Annotated in this window: 20 protein-coding genes; 14 read left to right on the plus strand and 6 right to left on the minus strand. The window is 57.9% G+C overall.

From position 1 onward, the window contains the following. Positions 1-19: 19 nt before the first annotated feature. The 3 genes from ppa to C1N60_RS02175 all read right to left on the minus strand — a co-directional run bounded on the left by ppa (position 20) and on the right by C1N60_RS02175 (position 1580). Complete coding sequence (gene ppa / locus C1N60_RS02165; RefSeq protein ID WP_021509737.1) at positions 20-550, minus strand: inorganic diphosphatase; 531 nt, start codon at positions 548-550, stop codon at positions 20-22. A 100-nt stretch (positions 551-650) separates the two neighbouring features. Continuing rightward, entirely contained in the window at positions 651-1100 is a 450-nt protein-coding gene (locus C1N60_RS02170) for a DUF441 domain-containing protein (RefSeq protein WP_021509736.1), read from the minus strand. Positions 1101-1166: 66 nt separating this feature from the next. Continuing rightward, complete coding sequence (locus C1N60_RS02175) at positions 1167-1580, minus strand: lysozyme inhibitor LprI family protein (RefSeq protein ID WP_021509735.1); 414 nt, start codon at positions 1578-1580, stop codon at positions 1167-1169. Between the two features lie 172 nt (positions 1581-1752). Between C1N60_RS02175 and C1N60_RS02180 the strand changes: the two genes are divergently transcribed. Beyond that, positions 1753-3312, plus strand: coding sequence for a methyl-accepting chemotaxis protein (locus C1N60_RS02180; protein ID WP_058759892.1), 1560 nt, complete (start codon positions 1753-1755; stop codon positions 3310-3312). 97 nt (positions 3313-3409) lie between these two features. On the opposite strand, the gene C1N60_RS02185 is transcribed toward C1N60_RS02180, so the two are convergent. Further along, positions 3410-3700 (minus strand): helix-turn-helix domain-containing protein, encoded by a 291-nt coding sequence (locus tag C1N60_RS02185; protein ID WP_021509733.1) that lies wholly within the window; start codon positions 3698-3700, stop codon positions 3410-3412. A 91-nt stretch (positions 3701-3791) separates the two neighbouring features. Here C1N60_RS02185 and C1N60_RS02190 point away from each other — a divergent pair, with 91 nt between their 5' ends. Next, the gene (locus tag C1N60_RS02190; protein WP_021509732.1) at positions 3792-4055 is read left to right on the plus strand and encodes a helix-turn-helix domain-containing protein; all 264 of its coding nucleotides are present in this window, start codon (positions 3792-3794) and stop codon (positions 4053-4055) included. 176 nt (positions 4056-4231) lie between these two features. Here C1N60_RS02190 and fbp read toward each other — a convergent pair whose 3' ends face one another. Continuing rightward, positions 4232-5239 (minus strand): class 1 fructose-bisphosphatase, encoded by a 1008-nt coding sequence (gene fbp, locus C1N60_RS02195; RefSeq protein WP_021509731.1) that lies wholly within the window; start codon positions 5237-5239, stop codon positions 4232-4234. Positions 5240-5407: 168 nt separating this feature from the next. On the opposite strand from fbp, the gene mpl reads away from it, so the two are divergent. Further along, the gene (gene mpl, locus C1N60_RS02200; RefSeq protein WP_058771333.1) at positions 5408-6763 is read left to right on the plus strand and encodes a UDP-N-acetylmuramate:L-alanyl-gamma-D-glutamyl-meso-diaminopimelate ligase; all 1356 of its coding nucleotides are present in this window, start codon (positions 5408-5410) and stop codon (positions 6761-6763) included. A 226-nt stretch (positions 6764-6989) separates the two neighbouring features. Here the strand turns inward: mpl and yjgA are convergent, their stop codons facing one another. Next, complete coding sequence (gene yjgA, locus C1N60_RS02205) at positions 6990-7532, minus strand: ribosome biogenesis factor YjgA (protein WP_058759857.1); 543 nt, start codon at positions 7530-7532, stop codon at positions 6990-6992. Positions 7533-7647: 115 nt separating this feature from the next. On the opposite strand from yjgA, the gene pmbA reads away from it, so the two are divergent. The 11 genes from pmbA to C1N60_RS02260 all read left to right on the plus strand — a co-directional run bounded on the left by pmbA (position 7648) and on the right by C1N60_RS02260 (position 17186). After that, entirely contained in the window at positions 7648-8988 is a 1341-nt protein-coding gene (gene pmbA, locus C1N60_RS02210; protein ID WP_058771332.1) for a metalloprotease PmbA, read from the plus strand. Positions 8989-9060: 72 nt separating this feature from the next. Further along, complete coding sequence (cybC, locus tag C1N60_RS02215) at positions 9061-9447, plus strand: cytochrome b562 (RefSeq protein ID WP_021509728.1); 387 nt, start codon at positions 9061-9063, stop codon at positions 9445-9447. A gap of 263 nt (positions 9448-9710) precedes the next feature. Beyond that, positions 9711-10049: a glycine dehydrogenase gene (locus C1N60_RS02220; RefSeq protein ID WP_010617110.1), complete on the plus strand. Its 339-nt coding sequence runs from the start codon at positions 9711-9713 to the stop codon at positions 10047-10049. A 19-nt stretch (positions 10050-10068) separates the two neighbouring features. Continuing rightward, complete coding sequence (locus tag C1N60_RS02225) at positions 10069-10425, plus strand: SFCGS family glycine-rich protein (protein ID WP_021509727.1); 357 nt, start codon at positions 10069-10071, stop codon at positions 10423-10425. Positions 10426-10427: 2 nt separating this feature from the next. Beyond that, the gene (locus C1N60_RS02230; protein ID WP_021509726.1) at positions 10428-10724 is read left to right on the plus strand and encodes a DUF4312 family protein; all 297 of its coding nucleotides are present in this window, start codon (positions 10428-10430) and stop codon (positions 10722-10724) included. A 25-nt stretch (positions 10725-10749) separates the two neighbouring features. After that, positions 10750-11526 (plus strand): DUF4311 domain-containing protein, encoded by a 777-nt coding sequence (locus tag C1N60_RS02235; RefSeq protein WP_021509725.1) that lies wholly within the window; start codon positions 10750-10752, stop codon positions 11524-11526. A gap of 12 nt (positions 11527-11538) precedes the next feature. Next, positions 11539-12186 carry a DUF4310 family protein gene (locus C1N60_RS02240; protein ID WP_021509724.1) on the plus strand — a complete coding sequence of 216 codons (648 nt, stop codon included), beginning with the start codon at positions 11539-11541 and terminating at the stop codon, positions 12184-12186. 92 nt (positions 12187-12278) lie between these two features. After that, on the plus strand, positions 12279-13412 hold the full coding sequence (locus C1N60_RS02245; protein WP_021509723.1) for an amidohydrolase/deacetylase family metallohydrolase: 1134 nt from the start codon (positions 12279-12281) through the stop codon (positions 13410-13412). Then, positions 13396-14517, plus strand: coding sequence for a DgaE family pyridoxal phosphate-dependent ammonia lyase (locus C1N60_RS02250; protein WP_136546551.1), 1122 nt, complete (start codon positions 13396-13398; stop codon positions 14515-14517). The genes C1N60_RS02245 and C1N60_RS02250 overlap by 17 nt, the downstream gene beginning before the upstream one ends. Continuing rightward, complete coding sequence (locus C1N60_RS02255) at positions 14514-15251, plus strand: 2-dehydro-3-deoxy-phosphogluconate aldolase (protein ID WP_348879831.1); 738 nt, start codon at positions 14514-14516, stop codon at positions 15249-15251. Before C1N60_RS02250 ends, C1N60_RS02255 begins: the two co-directional genes overlap by 4 nt. A 24-nt stretch (positions 15252-15275) precedes the next feature. Beyond that, positions 15276-17186, plus strand: a complete 1911-nt coding sequence (locus tag C1N60_RS02260) for a BglG family transcription antiterminator (RefSeq protein WP_348879830.1) — start codon at positions 15276-15278, stop codon at positions 17184-17186. Positions 17187-17377 lie beyond the last annotated feature (191 nt).

Consider the following 17377-nt stretch of genomic DNA (forward strand, 5'->3'; position numbering starts at 1 on the left):
GGCAGCGCTGACAGAAAACTTATTTCTTCTGTGCGCGCTCGAAAGAGGAGATGATTTCAGCTTTAGCCGCTTCCGCGTTGTCCCAGCCGTCAACCTTCACCCATTTGCCTTTTTCCAGATCTTTGTAGTGCTCGAAGAAGTGGGTGATCTGCGCTTTCAGCAGTTCTGGCAGGTCGTTCACATCTTTAATGTGATCGTACTCTTTGCTCAGCTTGGTGTGCGGAACCGCAACCAGTTTGGCATCTTCACCTGATTCGTCGGTCATCTTCAGCACGCCTACCGGACGGCAGCGGATCACTGAACCTGGCTGCAGCGGATACGGGGTTGGCACCAGTACGTCAACCGGGTCACCATCCAGAGACAGCGTGTGGTTGATGTAACCGTAGTTGCACGGATAGAACATGGCGGTAGACATGAAACGGTCTACAAACAGGGCGCCAGACTCTTTGTCCACTTCATATTTGATCGGATCGGCGTTGGCCGGGATCTCGATGACGACATAGATATCTTCTGGCAGATCTTTACCTGCAGGCACCTGGTTCAAACTCATCTGGCTTTCCTTCATTAGTCGTAAGTTGAGTGACGGCTATTATAGCCAACTGACTCTGAAAGTATGCCCCCTTTTTGGCGTTTCGGAATGGTCCAGCAGGCTACTTCGTGGTGACAAACAGCGACACAATCCCTGCCGCGATTAGCGGCCCGACCGGCACACCGCGAAAGAACGCCACACCAATCACCGTGCCAATCAGCAACCCACCAATCACCGACGGCTGCACGCTCATTAAACTGACGCCGCGACCGCCGAGCCAGGCAACAAACACGCCAACGATAATCGCCACAATCGACTGCCAGTTAGCAAAGGATTTCAGCAGCGACGAGGCCGGCAGCGTGCCGCTTGCCAGCGGTGCCATGACGGCCACGGTGAGAATGATGATACCAATCTGGATGCCCTGCTTTTCGACGTAGGGAAAGAACTGTGCCAGCGGCGTGAGCTTAATCACCAGCAGGATGAGAATCGAAATGGTGACGGCGCTGTTGTGGACGAAGTAGCTCAGGATGGCGAGGCAGATAAGTATGAGGGTCGAGGCGTAGGCAGCCATGGTTTCTCCGTGAATAATGGGCCGCTGACCGTGGCCAGCGCTAAGCGTGTTTAACGCCCCCATTTATCAACAATCATCGGGATTGGCGCAACTGCCTTTGTTGATTGATTGCAGCATCAGTGCCTGGTTGCGCACCAGACTGACGCCCTGCGCGCCCACTGACAGCGCCGCCATGGAGCCCTGACTGCTGAGGAAATAGCTGCGGCTGGCATCGGTCCAGCTATCACGGTAGGCCAGCCAGGCGCGCTGCGCATTACGCAGTTTGTCTTTGGGCTCACCGGTTAATTTCTTCATCAGCTGGCTATATTGCGCATTCATCTCTTTGTCCCACGCCTTATTGGCCGTGCTGTAGCACTGCGACATGCCGGCGGTGCTGGACTCTTTATTCAGGCATTGATTGAGCTGCTGATCGATAGGGTTTTGCTGTGCCATTGCCACGCTGGACGCGAACAGACAGGCAAGCGGAAGCCATTTTTTCATCGTTACATTCCTTGCTTTTAGCGCTACGAACTTCAGGAAATCTGAAGCGTAGATGATCGTAATCAGGTTGACCATCAATGAAGGATAAAGTTTCCGCCGGTCACTGCCGATAATCTCTCCGTTTTAGGGCTACTGGATTCTCCCTTTTTTAAAGCGCACGGGAATTATCATGATCACACAGCTATCTATACGCACGGCTTTACTCTCTCTTCTGGCCTTTATGACGCTGCTGCTGCTGGCAGTGAGCGGTATGGGCATCTACGCCATCAATTCCGGCAACCAGTCACTTGACGCCATCAACCGTATTCAGGGCATTGAACTCAACAGCCTGTATCAGAGCAACGCCGATCTGATGCGTGCCCGCGCCAGCGCCGCGCTGGCGGTGCGCAAAATCGAAATCGGCCTGCTGGATGAGGGCGCCACAGTTACTAAACAAGCGCAGGCAGATGTCGCCAGCTCGCAACGCCATCTGACCGCGTTTATTGATGCCGGTACCGTCACCGCGCAGGGCAAAAGCCTCGCCGATGCGGTCGCGGCCGCGTTCAACGCGTATCAAAAAGGTGCCATGGCACCCATGATGGATGCGCTGCAAAAGCAGTATACCGATGAGTATTACCAGGTGCTGGAAGGCAACCTGTCGCAGCTGGCGGCTAACTATTCGAAGGCAGTGAACGACTTCAGCCTGTATGCCGACGAAGTCTCTGCCGCACGTCTGGCGGCAGCGGCGCACAATGAACTGCAGATGAAGATCATGATTGGCGTCGCCGTCGCGCTGACCCTGTTGCTGATTGCGCTGGCCTGGCTGCTGCTGCGTCGCGCGCTGCTGCGTCCGCTGGACGGGGCGATCCAGCATCTGGAGCAAATTGCAGCCGGCGATCTGTCGCAGCCGCTGCCGGCAGCGGCCAATAACGAAATTGGCCGTCTGAACCAGGCGCTGACGGGAATGCAGCTGGCGCTGCGCAACTCGGTCAGCCAGGTGCGTGAAGCCAGCCTGCAGATTGACGTCGGCAGCCGCGAGCTGTCCGCGGGCACGGTGCATCTGTCGCAGCGCACGGAAGAGTCGGCGGCCTCGCTGGAGCAGACTGCCGCCAGCATGGAGCAGCTCACGGCCACCGTCCGGCTTAACGCCAGCAACGCGCAGCAGGCCAATCAGCTGGCCAGTAGCGTGTCCGATACCGCCGACCGCGGCGCGGAAGTGGTGTGCTACGTGATGGAGAAGATGCGTGAGATCACCCACAGCTCCGATCGGATCGCCGATATTCTCAGCGTGATCGACGGCATCGCGTTCCAGACCAACATCCTGGCGCTCAACGCCTCGGTGGAAGCGGCGCGTGCCGGTGAGCAGGGGCGCGGTTTTGCCGTGGTTGCCAACGAAGTGCGCACCCTGGCCGGGCGCAGCGCCAGCGCCGCCAAAGAGATTCGTGAGTTGATCAGCGAATCACAGACGCGGGTCAAAGAGGGCAGTGACATGGCCACGCGCGCCGGCGAAACCATGGATGAGATCTCCAGTGAAGTGATGCGGGTCACCGCGCTGATGAAGGAGATCTCCATCGCCTCGGAAGAGCAGAGCCGCGGCATTGAACAGGTTAACCAGGCGGTGACGCAGATGGATGAAGCCGCACAGCAAAACGCCGCGCTGGTGGAACAGGCCAGCGCCGCTACGCAGTCGCTGGAAGCGCAGTCGCAGCAGTTGCAGGCATCTATGGCACAGTTCCGCGTGGCGACAGCATAATCAGGGTGGGGTCAGGGATGACCGGTAACGTTGCCTGCGTTCGCCCTGATGGATGGCGACGCGGGAGAAGATAACGCGGTAATTTACGCGGTGCGTCTTATGGTGCACCGCTGTTCAGACCGGCGGGAAATGCCAGAATCATGGCGGCCAGCCGATCATCTTCCGCCAGAAAATAGGCTGCCGGCACTTCCAGTACCTGCGCCAGTAATTGCAGCGTTAATAAATCCGGTTTATGCACGCCCAGTTCATAGCGATTAATACGCGCGCTGGCAGAAAACTCTTCAATCCCTGCGGCAATACCCAATCCTTTCTGCGACAAACCTTTCGCCAGACGCGCTTGTTTCAGGCGTCGACAAAAAGTGTCTTGCAGCGAGGAGGTCGGTTTCATGACTACGAGAATCGTAGATTTAGCGCTTGTCAGATACTACGAGTAACGTAGTATCGTTACGGGAATGGATAAGCGAACTAAGGAGAGTTGCGTGAATAATGCGAAGTCAGACTGGCATCCGGCCGATATCATTGCGGCGCTGCGTAAAAAGGGAACCTCAATGGCGGCGTTATCCCGACAGGCCGGATTATGTTCCACCACGTTAGCCAACGCGCTGGCGCGTCCGTGGCCGAAAGGGGAATTAATTATTGCCGAAGCAATTGGTATTTCGCCGGCTGAGATCTGGCCGAGTCGTTATTATGCGGAGAATGGTGAATTAATTAATCGTCAGGCAAGAATCAGAAATAAAAAATAAGTAAGCCTGGGCAACGGCGTAGTGCCGATTTAATTGCAATTAATCTCTGTATGCCGGTGCGCATAAATGCGCACCCAACATAAACCGTGCCATAGACCTGTAGGGTCGCCATTAATGGCGACCGAAAATCATTTACTGGCAAACATCACACGCAGGCATTTTAAATGCCCGCTTACTTACGCCTGATGTTCGTCCGGGAACTCACGCATAAAGCGTTCAACGTCGTCGACCATCGCATCATTACCGCAGAAGAACGGGCAGCGCTGGTGCAGCGTTTCCGGCTGAATATCGAGGATACGGTTTTTACCGTCGCTGGCTTTACCGCCCGCCTGTTCGGCGAGGAAGGCCATCGGGTTGCACTCATACAGCAGGCGCAGCTTGCCTTTCGGGTGGCTGGCGGTGCTGGGATAGAGATAAATGCCGCCCTTCAGCAGGTTGCGGTGGAAATCCGCCACCAGTGAACCGATGTAGCGCGAGGTGTAAGGGCGCTTCGTTGAAACATCTTCTTCCTGGCAGAACTTCAGGTACTTTTTCACGCCCTGCGGGAAGCGGATGTAATTCCCTTCGTTGATCGAGTAGGTGTAGCCTTTTTCCGGGAAGGTCATGCGTTCGTGGCTCAGGCAGAATACACCGAGCGACGGATCGTATGTAAAGGCATGAACGCCCACGCCGGTGGTGTATACCATCATAGTTGAGGAACCGTACACCACGTAACCTGCGGCAACCTGCTTGTGGCCCGGCTGCATGAAATCGGCTTCAGTGATTGGTGTGCCTGGCTCACTAATACGATGATAAATCGAGAAAATGGTGCCGACGGAAACGTTAACGTCGATGTTCGAAGAACCATCCAGCGGGTCCATTAATACTACGTACTTACCGTTCTCCGAACCTTCAAAGATGACAAACTCATCTTCTTCTTCGGAAGCAATCCCCGCGACCACACCGCGCGCCTTCAGTGCCGCTTTCAGCTTTTCGTTAGCGAACAGATCCAGCTTCATCTGCTGCTCACCCTGCACGTTCTCTACGCCGCTGGCACCAAGAATATCCACCAGACCCGCTTTGTTGATGTCGCGGTGGATGATTTTTGCGCCCAGCTTGATGGAGGAAATCAGCGCCGTCAGTTCACCTGTGGCGTGAGGAAAGTCGTGTTGCTTCTCGACGATGAATTCGCCTAACGTTTTCATAACACATTCCCTGAATCTACGATGGAGTGGCAGCAGCTGTAACAAGCTACCAACGTATGCGTACGCAGTTTAGCCGATTGAACTTCAAAAACCATAGTCCTAATCCGTTTCTTCCCTCCGGACTCGGCGTTACACTGTGCGCCGAACTTTTGAGTAATGGATCTTTTTATGCGCATTCACATCCTTGGGATTTGTGGCACTTTTATGGGCGGACTGGCGATGCTGGCCCGCTCGCTCGGACACGAAGTGACCGGTTCAGATGCCAATGTCTATCCGCCGATGAGCACGCTGCTGCAACAGCAAGGCATTGAATTAACTGAAGGTTACGACGCCTCGCAGCTGGATCCGGCACCGGACCTGGTGATCATCGGCAACGCCATGACGCGCGGCAACCCGTGCGTGGAAGCGGTGCTGGAACGCAACATTCCTTACCTCTCCGGACCGCAATGGCTGCACGATTTCGTGCTGCGCGATCGCTGGGTGCTGGCGGTGGCCGGTACCCATGGCAAAACCACCACAGCCGGCATGGCAGCGTGGATTCTCGAGGCCTGCGGCCTGGAACCAGGCTTTATTATTGGTGGGGTGCCGGGTAACTTCGACGTATCGGCAAAATTAGGAAAAAGTCCATTCTTCGTCATTGAGGCGGATGAGTACGACTGCGCGTTTTTCGACAAGCGTTCCAAGTTTGTACATTACTGCCCGCGCACCCTGATCCTCAACAACCTTGAGTTCGATCATGCCGACATCTTCGACGATCTGCGGGCGATCCAGAAGCAGTTCCACCATCTGGTGCGCATCGTGCCGGGTCAGGGCAAGATCCTGCTGCCGGAACACGATCACAACATTAAGCAGGTGATGGCGATGGGCTGCTGGAGCGAGCAGGAGAGCGTGGGCGACAATGGTCGCTGGCAGGCGAAGAAGCTGGTGCCGGATGCCTCGCGCTGGGAAGCGTGGCTCGACGGTGAGAAAGTGGCGGAAGTGAACTGGGCGCTGGTCGGCGAACACAACATGCACAACGGCCTGATGGCGATTGCCGCCGCACGTCACGTTGGCGTGAAGCCGTGCGATGCCGGCGAGGCGCTGAACAGCTTCATTAACGCGCGTCGTCGCCTCGAGCTACGCGGCGAAGTGAACGCGATTAAGGTGTATGACGATTTTGCCCATCACCCAACGGCGATTCTCGCTACGCTGGCGGCGCTGCGCAGTAAAGTCGGCGGCACCGCACGCATTCTGGCGGTGCTTGAGCCGCGCTCTAATACCATGAAGATGGGCGTGAGCAAGAACGAACTGGCCCCTTCGTTAGGGCGTGCCGATGAGGTATTCCTGTTCCAGCCGCACCACATTCCGTGGCAGGTCGCGGACGTTGCGGACGCCTGCATTCAGCCGGCGCACTGGAGCGCGGACATTGATACGCTGGTGGAGATGGTGGCTAAAGCGGCGCAGCCGGGTGATTCGATTCTGGTGATGAGCAACGGCGGCTTTGGCGGGATTCATCAGAAACTGCTGGAGCGGTTAGGTAAGTAATGCGTGGCCGGTTCAGGCCGGCCTCTGGCAGATAAGGGGGCTACCCTCATCCCAGCCTTCTCCCGCAAGCGGGAGAAGGGGCCGCCCGGTGCGGACGTCACATCCAGCGCTCGTCCTCAGCTACCTCAGCACTCTGCTTCAGCTACCTCAGCACTGCGCTTTAGATTCCCTCTCCCGCTTGCGGGAGAGGGTTAGGGTGAGGGCAGGGCAACCGTCCGCAGCGGACTTACGCTTCAGCCAGCTCGCGCAGGTACTGGAAAATCTGACGGGCGGCTTTTGGCGGCTTACTGGCGGCTTTCTCTTTCTGCGCGTTGCGGATCATACTGCGCAGCTGCTGACGGTCGGCGTGCGGATAGAGATTCAGCACTTCCGCCACCGCGTCATCACCCTGTTCAATCAGCCGATCGCGCAGCTGCTCCAGCTTATGGAACAGCGCAACCTGCTGGTTGTGGCGGTTCTTCAGCTTATCCAGCGCCAGGCGGATTGGCTCTTCGTCGCGCTGACGCAGCATTTTACCAATCAGCTGCAGCTGGCGGCGGCGGCCTTCCTTCTTAATGCGCTGCGCCAGTTCAATGGCGTCACGCAGCTGTTCATCAAGCGGGATCTTATCCAGGGAGTTTTTCCCTAAATCCACTAACTCGGCGCCCAGGCGTTTCAGCTCCTCGGCGTCGCGTTTAATTTCACTTTTACTGACCCAGATAATCTCTTCGTCTTCTTCTTCCTGATTATCCGGCACATCGTCGAGCCAGTCTTCGGGCTGCTTCGTCATCTGTTGGCTCCCTAAAAAAAGAGGCTAATCCTACCAGTTTATCGGGCGACTGCGAAATTGTTCTCTGAGTCTGATAGACTCAATAAATTCATACTTAAGATTAGACGGCAGGTCGATGAACGTATCTACTCAGGTTGCAGAACAACGTAAAGTGTTGGAACAGGCTGTCGCGCAGGCGCTGGAACTGGCGCAAGCCAGCACCGACGGAGCAGAAGTGGCGGTCACCAAAACCACCGGAATCGGTGTCAGTACCCGCTACGGCGAAGTGGAAAACGTCGAATTCAACAGCGATGGCGCGCTTGGCATCACCGTCTATCACCAAAACCGCAAAGGCAGTGCTTCCTCGACCGATCTCAGCCCGGACGCGATTAAACGCACCGTGCAGGCGGCGATCGATATCGCGCGCTACACCTCGCCCGATCCCTGTGCTGCGCCGGCCGAGCGCGATCTGCTGGCGTTCGAGGCGCCGGATCTCGATCTCTATCACCCGTGGGAGATCGACGCCGATCGCGCCATTGAGCTGGCCGCGCAGGCCGAGCAGGCCGCGCTGCAGGCTGATAAGCGCATCACCAATACTGAAGGTGGCAGCTTTAACAGCCACGTCGGCATCAAAGTCTTTGGTAACAGCCACGGCATGCTGCAGAGCTACTGCTCGAGCCGGCATTCGCTGTCGAGCTGCGTCATTGCCGAGCACAACGGTGACATGGAGCGCGACTACGCCTACACCATCGGCCGCGCGATGGGCGATCTGCAAAGCGCCGACTGGGTGGGCGCGGAGTGCGCGCGCCGCGTGCTGTCACGTCTTTCGCCACGTAAGCTGCCGACCATGAAAGCGCCGGTGCTGTTTGCGCCGGAAGTGGCCACTGGCCTGTTCGGCCATCTGGTGGGCATGATCAGCGGCAGCAGCGTTTACCGCAAATCCACCTTCCTGCTCGACGCGCTGGGCCAGCAGATTCTGCCGTCGTGGCTGACGATTGAAGAGAAGCCGCACCTGCTGAAAGGGCTGGCCTCGACGCCGTTCGACAGCGAAGGCGTACGCACCGAAGCGCGCGAAATCGTGAAAGATGGCGTGCTGCAGAACTGGCTGCTGACCAGCTATTCGGCGCGTAAGCTTGGCCTGCAAAGCACCGGCCACGCGGGCGGCATTCATAACTGGCGCATCGCCGGTCAGGGCCACAGCTTTGACGATCTGGTGAAGCAGATGGGGCGCGGTTTGATCGTTACCGAGATGATGGGTTCCAGCGTCAGCGCCATGACCGGCGACTACTCACGCGGTGCGGCTGGCTTCTGGGTTGAAAACGGTGAAATTCAATACCCTGTGAGCGAGATCACAATTGCGGGCAACCTCAAAGATATGTGGCTCAATATGGTAACGGTCGGTAACGACATTGAAACGCGCAGCAATATACAATGCGGATCGGTGCTGCTGCCGGAGATGAAAATCGCCGGACAATAAAGACATCGCTTGATGAAAGCAGCCCACAGCGGCTGCTTTTTTTTCGCCTGATAATAATTAAAGGAAAACGTTATGCGTAAGCATGTGATTGCTATGTTGTCTTTGTCGTTGCTGTTCTCTTCAGCCAGCCTGTTCGCGGCTGACCTGGAGCAGGATATGGATACCCTGAAAGACGGGCTGAGTGTCGTGAAGAAAACCTCTGACGCGCAGGAAATGCACGCTGCACTGGGCAAGATGCGTGCCGCTGCGCAGGATGCAAAAAAATCCACGCCGGAAAAACTGGAAGGTCAGGGCGCTGACAGCGCACAGATCAAGGATTACCACGCCGGTCTGGACTCACTGATTGCCCAGATCGACGTTGTCGACCAGCTGGCGCAGGCTAACAAGCTGGACGAGGCGAAAACCGAAGCGAAGAAACTGGAAGACATCCGTAACGCCAACCATAAGAAATTCCGCTGATAAACCGGGCCAGCCTGCAGGCTGGCCTTATTCCTGCCGCGGCCTCGCGTCATTCCACCGTTTTTATCCCGCTTTTTACCTCATTTCATGCATTTCGTGAGCGAACTCGCATAGTTCGTGCATCGTGCGATCTGGCGCACAGTCGCCCGTGGGATTTCCACTTTGAGGTGGAAATGTTGCGTCTCCACACTCCCAGGCAGACAGCGTAATTTCTTCTCAACGCGAATTATCTGACATTGTCCGCTGTAAACAGGAGTAACAAGGTGAGGAGTGATGCTGTCCCGCTGAAACCGAGCACGCCGGAGGCAATCCAGGCGCTGGCGGATAAGGTGATGAATCAAATCGCGGCGCTGTATGCCGCGCACCACATTGCAGCCAATGCGGTGCAACAGCAAATGCTGGCCTCACATGTCCGCGCCATGGCGGCTCGCTCTCTCACCGGAGAGGCGCTGCCGGACGTCGAAGCCGAACTGTTTGAGGACATCTCGCCTGAGACCATGGCGCTGGCGCAGCAGGTGGTGGATCTGTTTGGCAATTTGCCTGTCGAAGAAGCCTGGCTGCTGTCGGTGCATATCGAAGTGGCGAAATCGAACGAAGCATGAATTGAGAGAGGAACGGAATATGGTAACGGTAGTGATTGGCGATCGTCTGGGTAAAGGACAGAAAGTGGCAGCTGGCGTGGAAAAAGCCGGCGGCCGGGCAGTAGTGGTGCCGGGCGTGGCGGCGGATATGAAACTGGGCGATGTGATGAAGGCGGAAAACGCTGATTTCGGCATCTCCTTCTGCGGCAGCGGCGGTGCCGGTGCCATCACCGCGCAGAACAAGTACGGCTACAAAGCCAAACACGGCATGCGTTCGGTTGACGAAGGGGTAACCGCCATCAACGAAGGTGCCACCGTGCTCGGTTTTGGCTTCATGGATAAAGAAGAGCTGGGTGAGCGTCTGGTGCAGGCCTGGAATAAAAAACACGGCAGCTAAGCATGAAACAACAGTATGAGACGCAGGTCACGGTGCAGGGCAAAGGCGACAGCAAAGCAAAAGCCTTCGCCGATGCGCTCAGCAAGGTGCAGCAGCAGGTGCTGCGCACCAGCCAGAAAATTCTGTTGCGCATTGAACCGCTCGATGTGCGGGTGCTGCGCGCGCAGGAGAGCGTGCGGAAGGAGAAATTTCTGTTCTTCTTCCTCGCGCGTGAACGGCGGAATTACAGCGTGGAGCTGGAAATTACTGTCAGCGTCACTGTGATCGACACCGAGAGCGTGACCTTCACAGCAACGTAAGAATAACGACAACAAGGGTAACAATATGTTTTTAATCATTTTGTTTAAGTCGTTGATCATCGGTGGATTAGTCGGCGTGGGCGTTGGAGCGGGCGCGGCGCGCATGTTCCACGCGCCCGTCACGCAGGGGATGGGTGCCTTCCGTACGCTGGGCGAGCTCAACTCCTGCGAGGGCGATCCGGCTTCGCACTTCTCCTTTGGTCTCGGCTTCTTCTTTAACGCCTGGGCATCCTCCGTTGCCGCGGGCTCCTTCACGCAGGATGTGGATCACCGCATTCTGCCGAACTGGGGCGCGGCCGCACTGATGGTAAAGAACCGCAACGTCGCGGAAACGCTGCATAACCCGAAGCGCATGGCGATTGCCTGCGGCATCATCGGCATGATCGTGGTGGCCTTCCTGAACAGTACCGCTTCTGCCGTACCGGCTGCGCTGCAGGTGACCGCGGTAAAAGTGCTGGTGCCGGCGGCGAATCTGCTGGTGAACACGGTGATGCCGGTGATCTTCTGGCTGGCGGCGATAGATGCCGGTAAGAAATCGGGCTTCTGGGCAACCATTTTTGGTGGTCTGGCGCAGTTGATCATGGGTAACGCCGTGCCGGGTCTGGTGCTGGGCATTCTGATCGGTAAAGGCGTGGAAGAGAGCGGCTGGAACAAAGTCACCAAAGTGATGATGGCTGCGATTGTCCTGCTGTTTGTGCTGAGCGGCTTCTTCCGTGGCTTCGATGTGAAACTGCTGCAATCCTTCCAGCTCGGCATCCCTGGCTGGCTGGACATGATCCACAACAGCCTGAGCGGCAAATAAGGAGCCTTCAGCATGAACGAGAACGAAAACAAAGGGTTCTGGTACGCCGACTGGTCTTTCCCGCTGTTTGTCGGCCTGCTCTCCTCCGGCGTATTCGCCGGGACGCACATGTACTACCTGTACGGCATCGGTGCTTTTAACGAAGTGGCATTTGTTTCGATGCTGCGCTCCGGCATGGAAACCGGCGTGTACGGCGCGGTGGCGGCGTTTGGTGCCAGCTTCCTGTTTGCGCGCATCATTGAAGGCTCGCTGGTAGGGATTCTGGATATCGGCGGCGCGATTCAGACCGGCGTCGGCCTCGGTGTGCCGGCGCTGCTGCTGGGAGCCGGTATCGTGTTTCCGGTGGCGAACTTTGCCGCCTCGCTGGCTACCGGGCTGGTGATTGGCGTGGCGATTGGCTACGTGATTATCCTCGCGCGTAAATTCACCATCAACCAGAGCGATTCCACCTACGGCGCGGACGTAATGATGGGGGCCGGGAATGCCTCCGGTCGTTTCCTTGGTCCACTGATTATTCTGTCTGCCATGGCGGCGTCAATTCCGATCGGCCTCGGTTCGCTGGTCGGTGCGCTGCTGTTTTACCTGTGGAACAAGCCGATTACCGGCGGCGCAATTCTCGGTGCCATGGTGCTCGGCGCTATCTTCCCGGTTTCGCTGTAAGCGCGAAATGGCTGCACAATCCCGTAGCGGCGCGATTTATCGCGCAATAAATTGCGCCGCTACGGCATGTGCGCTCTGTAAATGGGGGTTTTATGTTTGATCTGATTCTGCGCCGCGCGCGTCTGTGTGATGAACAGCTGGTGGATATCGCGATTCGCGCCGGCAAAATCGCGGCGGTCGGTAAGGTGGACGGCGCCGCGCAACAGGAGCGCGATCTCGGCGGCCGCTACTACGTCAGCGCGGGCTGGATTGACAGCCACGTACACTGCTATCCCAAATCACCGATTTACCACGACGAAGCCGACGCGATTGGCGTGGCGCAGGGCGTCACCACCGTGGTGGATGCGGGCAGCACCGGTGCCGATCACATCGACGACTTTTATCAGCTGACGCGCAGCGCGAAGACCGAAGTGCGCGCACTGATCAACATCTCGCGCACCGGCATCGTCACGCAGAACGAGCTGGCCGATATGGCGCAGATCGATGGCGAAGCGGTGGTGCAGGCGGTACAGCGTCGCCCGGACTTTATTGTCGGCCTGAAGGCGCGCATGAGCAGCAGCGTGGTCGGCGACAACGGCATTCAGCCGCTGGTGCGCGCCAAAGCTATTCAGCAGGCGGCGGGCAATCTGCCGCTGATGGTGCACATCGGTAACAACCCGCCGGTGCTGGAGGAGATCGCCGCGCTGCTCACTTCCGGCGACATCATCACTCACTGCTTCAACGGCAAGCCGAACCGCATTCTGTCACCGCAGGGCGAGCTGAAAGCGGCGGTTAAGCAGGCGATCGCGCGCGGCGTGAAGCTGGATATCGGCCACGGCAGCGCCAGCTTCAGTTTTGCGGTGGCGCGCGAGGCGATTGCCCAGGGCATTCTGCCGGACACCATCAGCTCCGATATCTATTGTCGCAACCGCATCAACGGCCCGGTGCACAGCCTGGCGCACGTGATGTCGAAATTTTTCTCCATCGGCATGACGCTGCCGCAGGTGATCGCCTGCGTCACCGTTAATGCCGCAGCGGGTCTGCGTCTGGCCGGTAAAGGGCATCTGACCGCCGGTTATGACGCCGATCTGACCATTTTTACCGTCAAAGAGGAAGCCCGCCCGTTCGTCGATGCTGAAGGCGAACGGGTCACGGGTGAGCAACATTTGCTGCCGCTGGCCGTGGTGATCGCGGGCCAGTGGCATCTGACTGAGGAAGGGAAAGCACATCATGTCTTCGATTTATGAGAAATATGACCTGAAACAGGTGATCAACGCCTCCGGCCGTATGACCATTCTCGGCGTGTCGACGCCGTCCGCCGACGTGGTGGATACCGTCAGCTACGGCCTTAATCACTACTTTGAGATCAAAGATCTGGTCAATAAAACCGGTGCCTACATCGCGCGCCTGCTGGAAGTCGAAAACGCGGTGGTGGTGTCCTGCGCCTCGGCCGGTATTGCCCAGTGCGTAGCGGCGGTGATCGTTAAAGATAACGACTGGCTGCTGGATAACCTGCACGCCGCGCCGCTCAGCGTGCCGCACGACATTGTGGTGCCGAAAGGCCATAACGTGAACTACGGCGCGCCGGTGGGCAGCATGGTGGCGCTGGGCGGCGGACGCCTTATTGAGGCCGGCTACAGCAATGAGTGCTCGCCAGAACAGCTGGCGGCGGCCATCACGCCGACCACCGCGGCGCTGCTGTACGTCAAGTCGCATCACTGTGTGCAGAAAAGCCATCTCAGCGTCGAACAGGCGGCAGTAGTCGCGCGCAAACACGATATTCCGCTGATTGTCGATGCGGCGGCCGAAGAGGATTTGCAGTGCTATTACCAGATGGGGGCCGACCTGGTGATCTACAGCGGTGCCAAAGCGATTGAAGGGCCAACCAGCGGCCTGGTGATTGGCCGCAGCCAGTACGTCGAGTGGGTGAAACGCCAGAGCAACGGCATTGGCCGCGCGATGAAAGTCGGCAAAGAGGGCATTCTCGGTCTGACTCAGGCGATTGAAAACTACCTGCTGCAGAGCAAAACCAGCGGCGCCGACATGGTGGCGAAGATGACGCCCTTTATCGATAACCTCAACACGCTGAACGGCGTCAGCGCGCGCGTGGTGTGGGATGCCGCTGGTCGTGATATCGCCCGCGCTGAGATCAAATTTGATGAAGCGGTGACGGGCTGGCCGACCGGCGAGCTGGTGCAGGCGCTGAAAAACGGCGACATCGCCATCTATTTCCGCGGCTATAAAGCCAACGAAGGCATTATCGAAGCGGATGTGCGCAGCGTCAGCGCGGAACAGCTGCACATCATCTTTAGCCGCATCCAGGCGCTGCTCAGCGGAGGAAAACGCGCATGAATCTTAACCCCAATTTCTATCAGGGCCGTCTGTGCCTCAACGTGCTGGCCGGTTCAAAGCAGAATGCGCAGGCGATCTGGCAGGCGGCAGAAGGGCATGTGCTGGTCGGCGTTTTGTCGAAAAACTACGCCTCGAATGAGGCCGCGATTGCCGATATGCGCGAGTACGCGGCGCTGATTGATAATGCGCTGTCGGTCGGGCTGGGCGCGGGCGACCCGAATCAGTCGGCGATGGTCAGTGAAATCTCGGCAGAACTGCAGCCGCAGCACGTTAATCAGGTCTTTACCGGCGTGGCCACCAGCCGCGCGCTGCTCGGACAGTCACACACCATCGTGAACGGTCTGGTTTCACCAACCGGCACGCCGGGCAAGGTGAAAATTTCCACCGGTCCGCGCAGTTCGCAGGCGGCGGACGGCATTGTACCGATCGCCACGGCGATCGCCATGCTGCAGGATATGGGCGGCAGTTCGGTGAAGTATTTCCCGATGGGCGGCCTGAACGCGGTGGAGGAGTATCGCGCGGTGGCGGACGCCTGTGCGCGCCATGACTTCTGGCTGGAGCCGACCGGCGGTATCGATCTCAATAATTTCGAGGAGATCGTGCGGATTGCTCTGGAGGCCGGAGTCAGTAAAGTCATCCCGCACGTTTACAGCTCGATTATTGATAGCGCCAGCGGCGACACGCGCATTGACGATGTGCGTCAGCTTCTGGCAACGTGCAAGAAACTGCTGTAACAAATGAGTAACAGGTGAGGCTCCGTGAGATTTCCCAATCAGCGTTTAGCTCAACTCTTCGCGGCGCTGCAAAGCGAAACGCTGCCACAGGATGAGCTGGCGCGGCGTTTTTCCGTTTCAACGCGCACGGTGCGCACCGACATCACCGCGCTCAATGCGCTGCTGGAACAGCACGGCGCTCAGTTCGTGCTGGCGCGCGGCGCGGGCTATCAGCTAAAAATCGACGACGCGGTGCGCTTCGGCCGCCTGCAGCAGGAGAGTGCGGCACCGCTGCGGGTGCCGCGCACCTCGCAGGATCGGGTGCGCTATTTGCTGAGCCGCTTTCTCACCGCTGCGTATTCGCTCAAGCTGGAAGATCTGTCGGAAGAGTGGTTCGTCAGCCGCGCCACGCTGCAGAGTGACATGGCGGAAGTGCGCGAGTGGCTGGGCCGCTATCATCTCAACATCGAAACCAAGCCGCGCTACGGTATGAAACTGTTTGGCAGCGAGGCGGCGATTCGCACCTGCCTGACCGATCTGCTGTGGCAAATCGACCAGCAGACGCCGGACAGCCCGCTGCTGACGGTCGAGGCGCTGCACAGCGGCATGCTGGTGCAGCTGCAACCGCTGCTGGCGCAGTGCTTTACGCAGCACGCCATCCGGCTGAGCGATGAAGGCGAGCGCTACCTGCTGATTTACTGCGCGGTGGCGGTGCGCCGCATCAGCGAAGGCTTCCCGCTCAGCGATCCCGGCGCGGAGGATGTTGGCGAGGAGATACGCGAGGCGGCGCACGATCTGGTTAATCTGATGCGTCCGCTGGTGGGCAAAGGCATCTCGCAGGCGGAAGAGAACTGGCTGCGCGTTAATATTGCGGCGCGGCAGATTCAGGCGCTGGCCCCCAGCACCATCAACGCCGATGACGCGGATGCGCTGGTGGATTACCTGCTTAACTACATCAACACCCATTACAACTACCGGCTGCAGCAGGATGAGCAGCTGCGCGCCGATCTGCTCACGCACATCAAAACCATGATCACTCGCGTGCGCTATCAAATCCACATTCCCAATCCGCTGCTGAGTAACATCAAGCAGCACTATCCGATGGCCTACGATGTAACGCTGGCGGCCGTCACCAGCTGGGGCAAATACACGCCGTATACCATCAGCGAAAACGAGATTGGCTTTCTGGTGCTGCACATCGGCGTCGGGCTGGAGCGACATTACGATGTCGGCTACCAGCGACACCCGCAGGTGTTGCTGGTCTGCGACAGCGGCAACTCCACGCTGCGCATGATCGAGGCGCTGCTGCTGCGCAAATACCCGCAGCTGGTGGTGACGGCGCGGCTGTCGCAGCGTGACTACGAAGTGCGTGCGCACATTGATGAAGATTTTGTTATTTCAACCGCGCGGCTCAGCGAGAAGAACAAGCCGGTAGTGATGATGTCGCCATTCCCTACGGAGTTTCAGCTGGAACAGCTCGGCAAGCTGGTGCTGGTGGACCGCACCCGGCCTTACATGCTGGAGAAGTACTTCGACGCGCAGCATTTCATGGTGCTCGACCGGCCGATGAGCCAGTCGGCGCTGTTCCGCCTGCTGTGCGATCGGCTCGAGACGGAGGGCTATGTCGATGCTGATTTTTATCCTTCGGTTGAAGAGCGTGAAGCGATTGTCAGTACCATGCTGGGCGAAGGGATCGCGCTGCCACACTCGCTGGGATTACTGGCTAAAAAAACCGTGGTTTATACCGTGCTGGCACCGCACGGCGTGAGCTGGGGCGATGAGACGGCTTCGGTAATTTTTCTGCTGGCGATCAGTAAGAGTGAATACGAGGAGGCGATGGCGATTTACGATCTGTTTGTCACCTTCCTGCGCGAAAGGGCGGTGACAAGACTGCGCGACTGCGCTGATTTCGTCAGCTTTAAAGCGGTGGCGATGGATTGTCTGAGCCGGTTGTGATGGGGATGGGTGCGGTTTGTCCCTCACCCTAACCCTCTCCCGCAAGCGGGCGAGGGGACCGATCCAGCGGCGTGTGAGTTCAGGCGCTGATCCTCAGCTTCCCTCTCAAATCCTGCTCAAATAATTCTTCCCCGCATGTTGGGACCGATTCAGCGGTGTGTAAGTAGATTCCCTCTTAAAACCACGTTCGG

The sequence above is a fragment of the Pantoea sp. SGAir0184 genome (genome assembly GCF_043544755.1).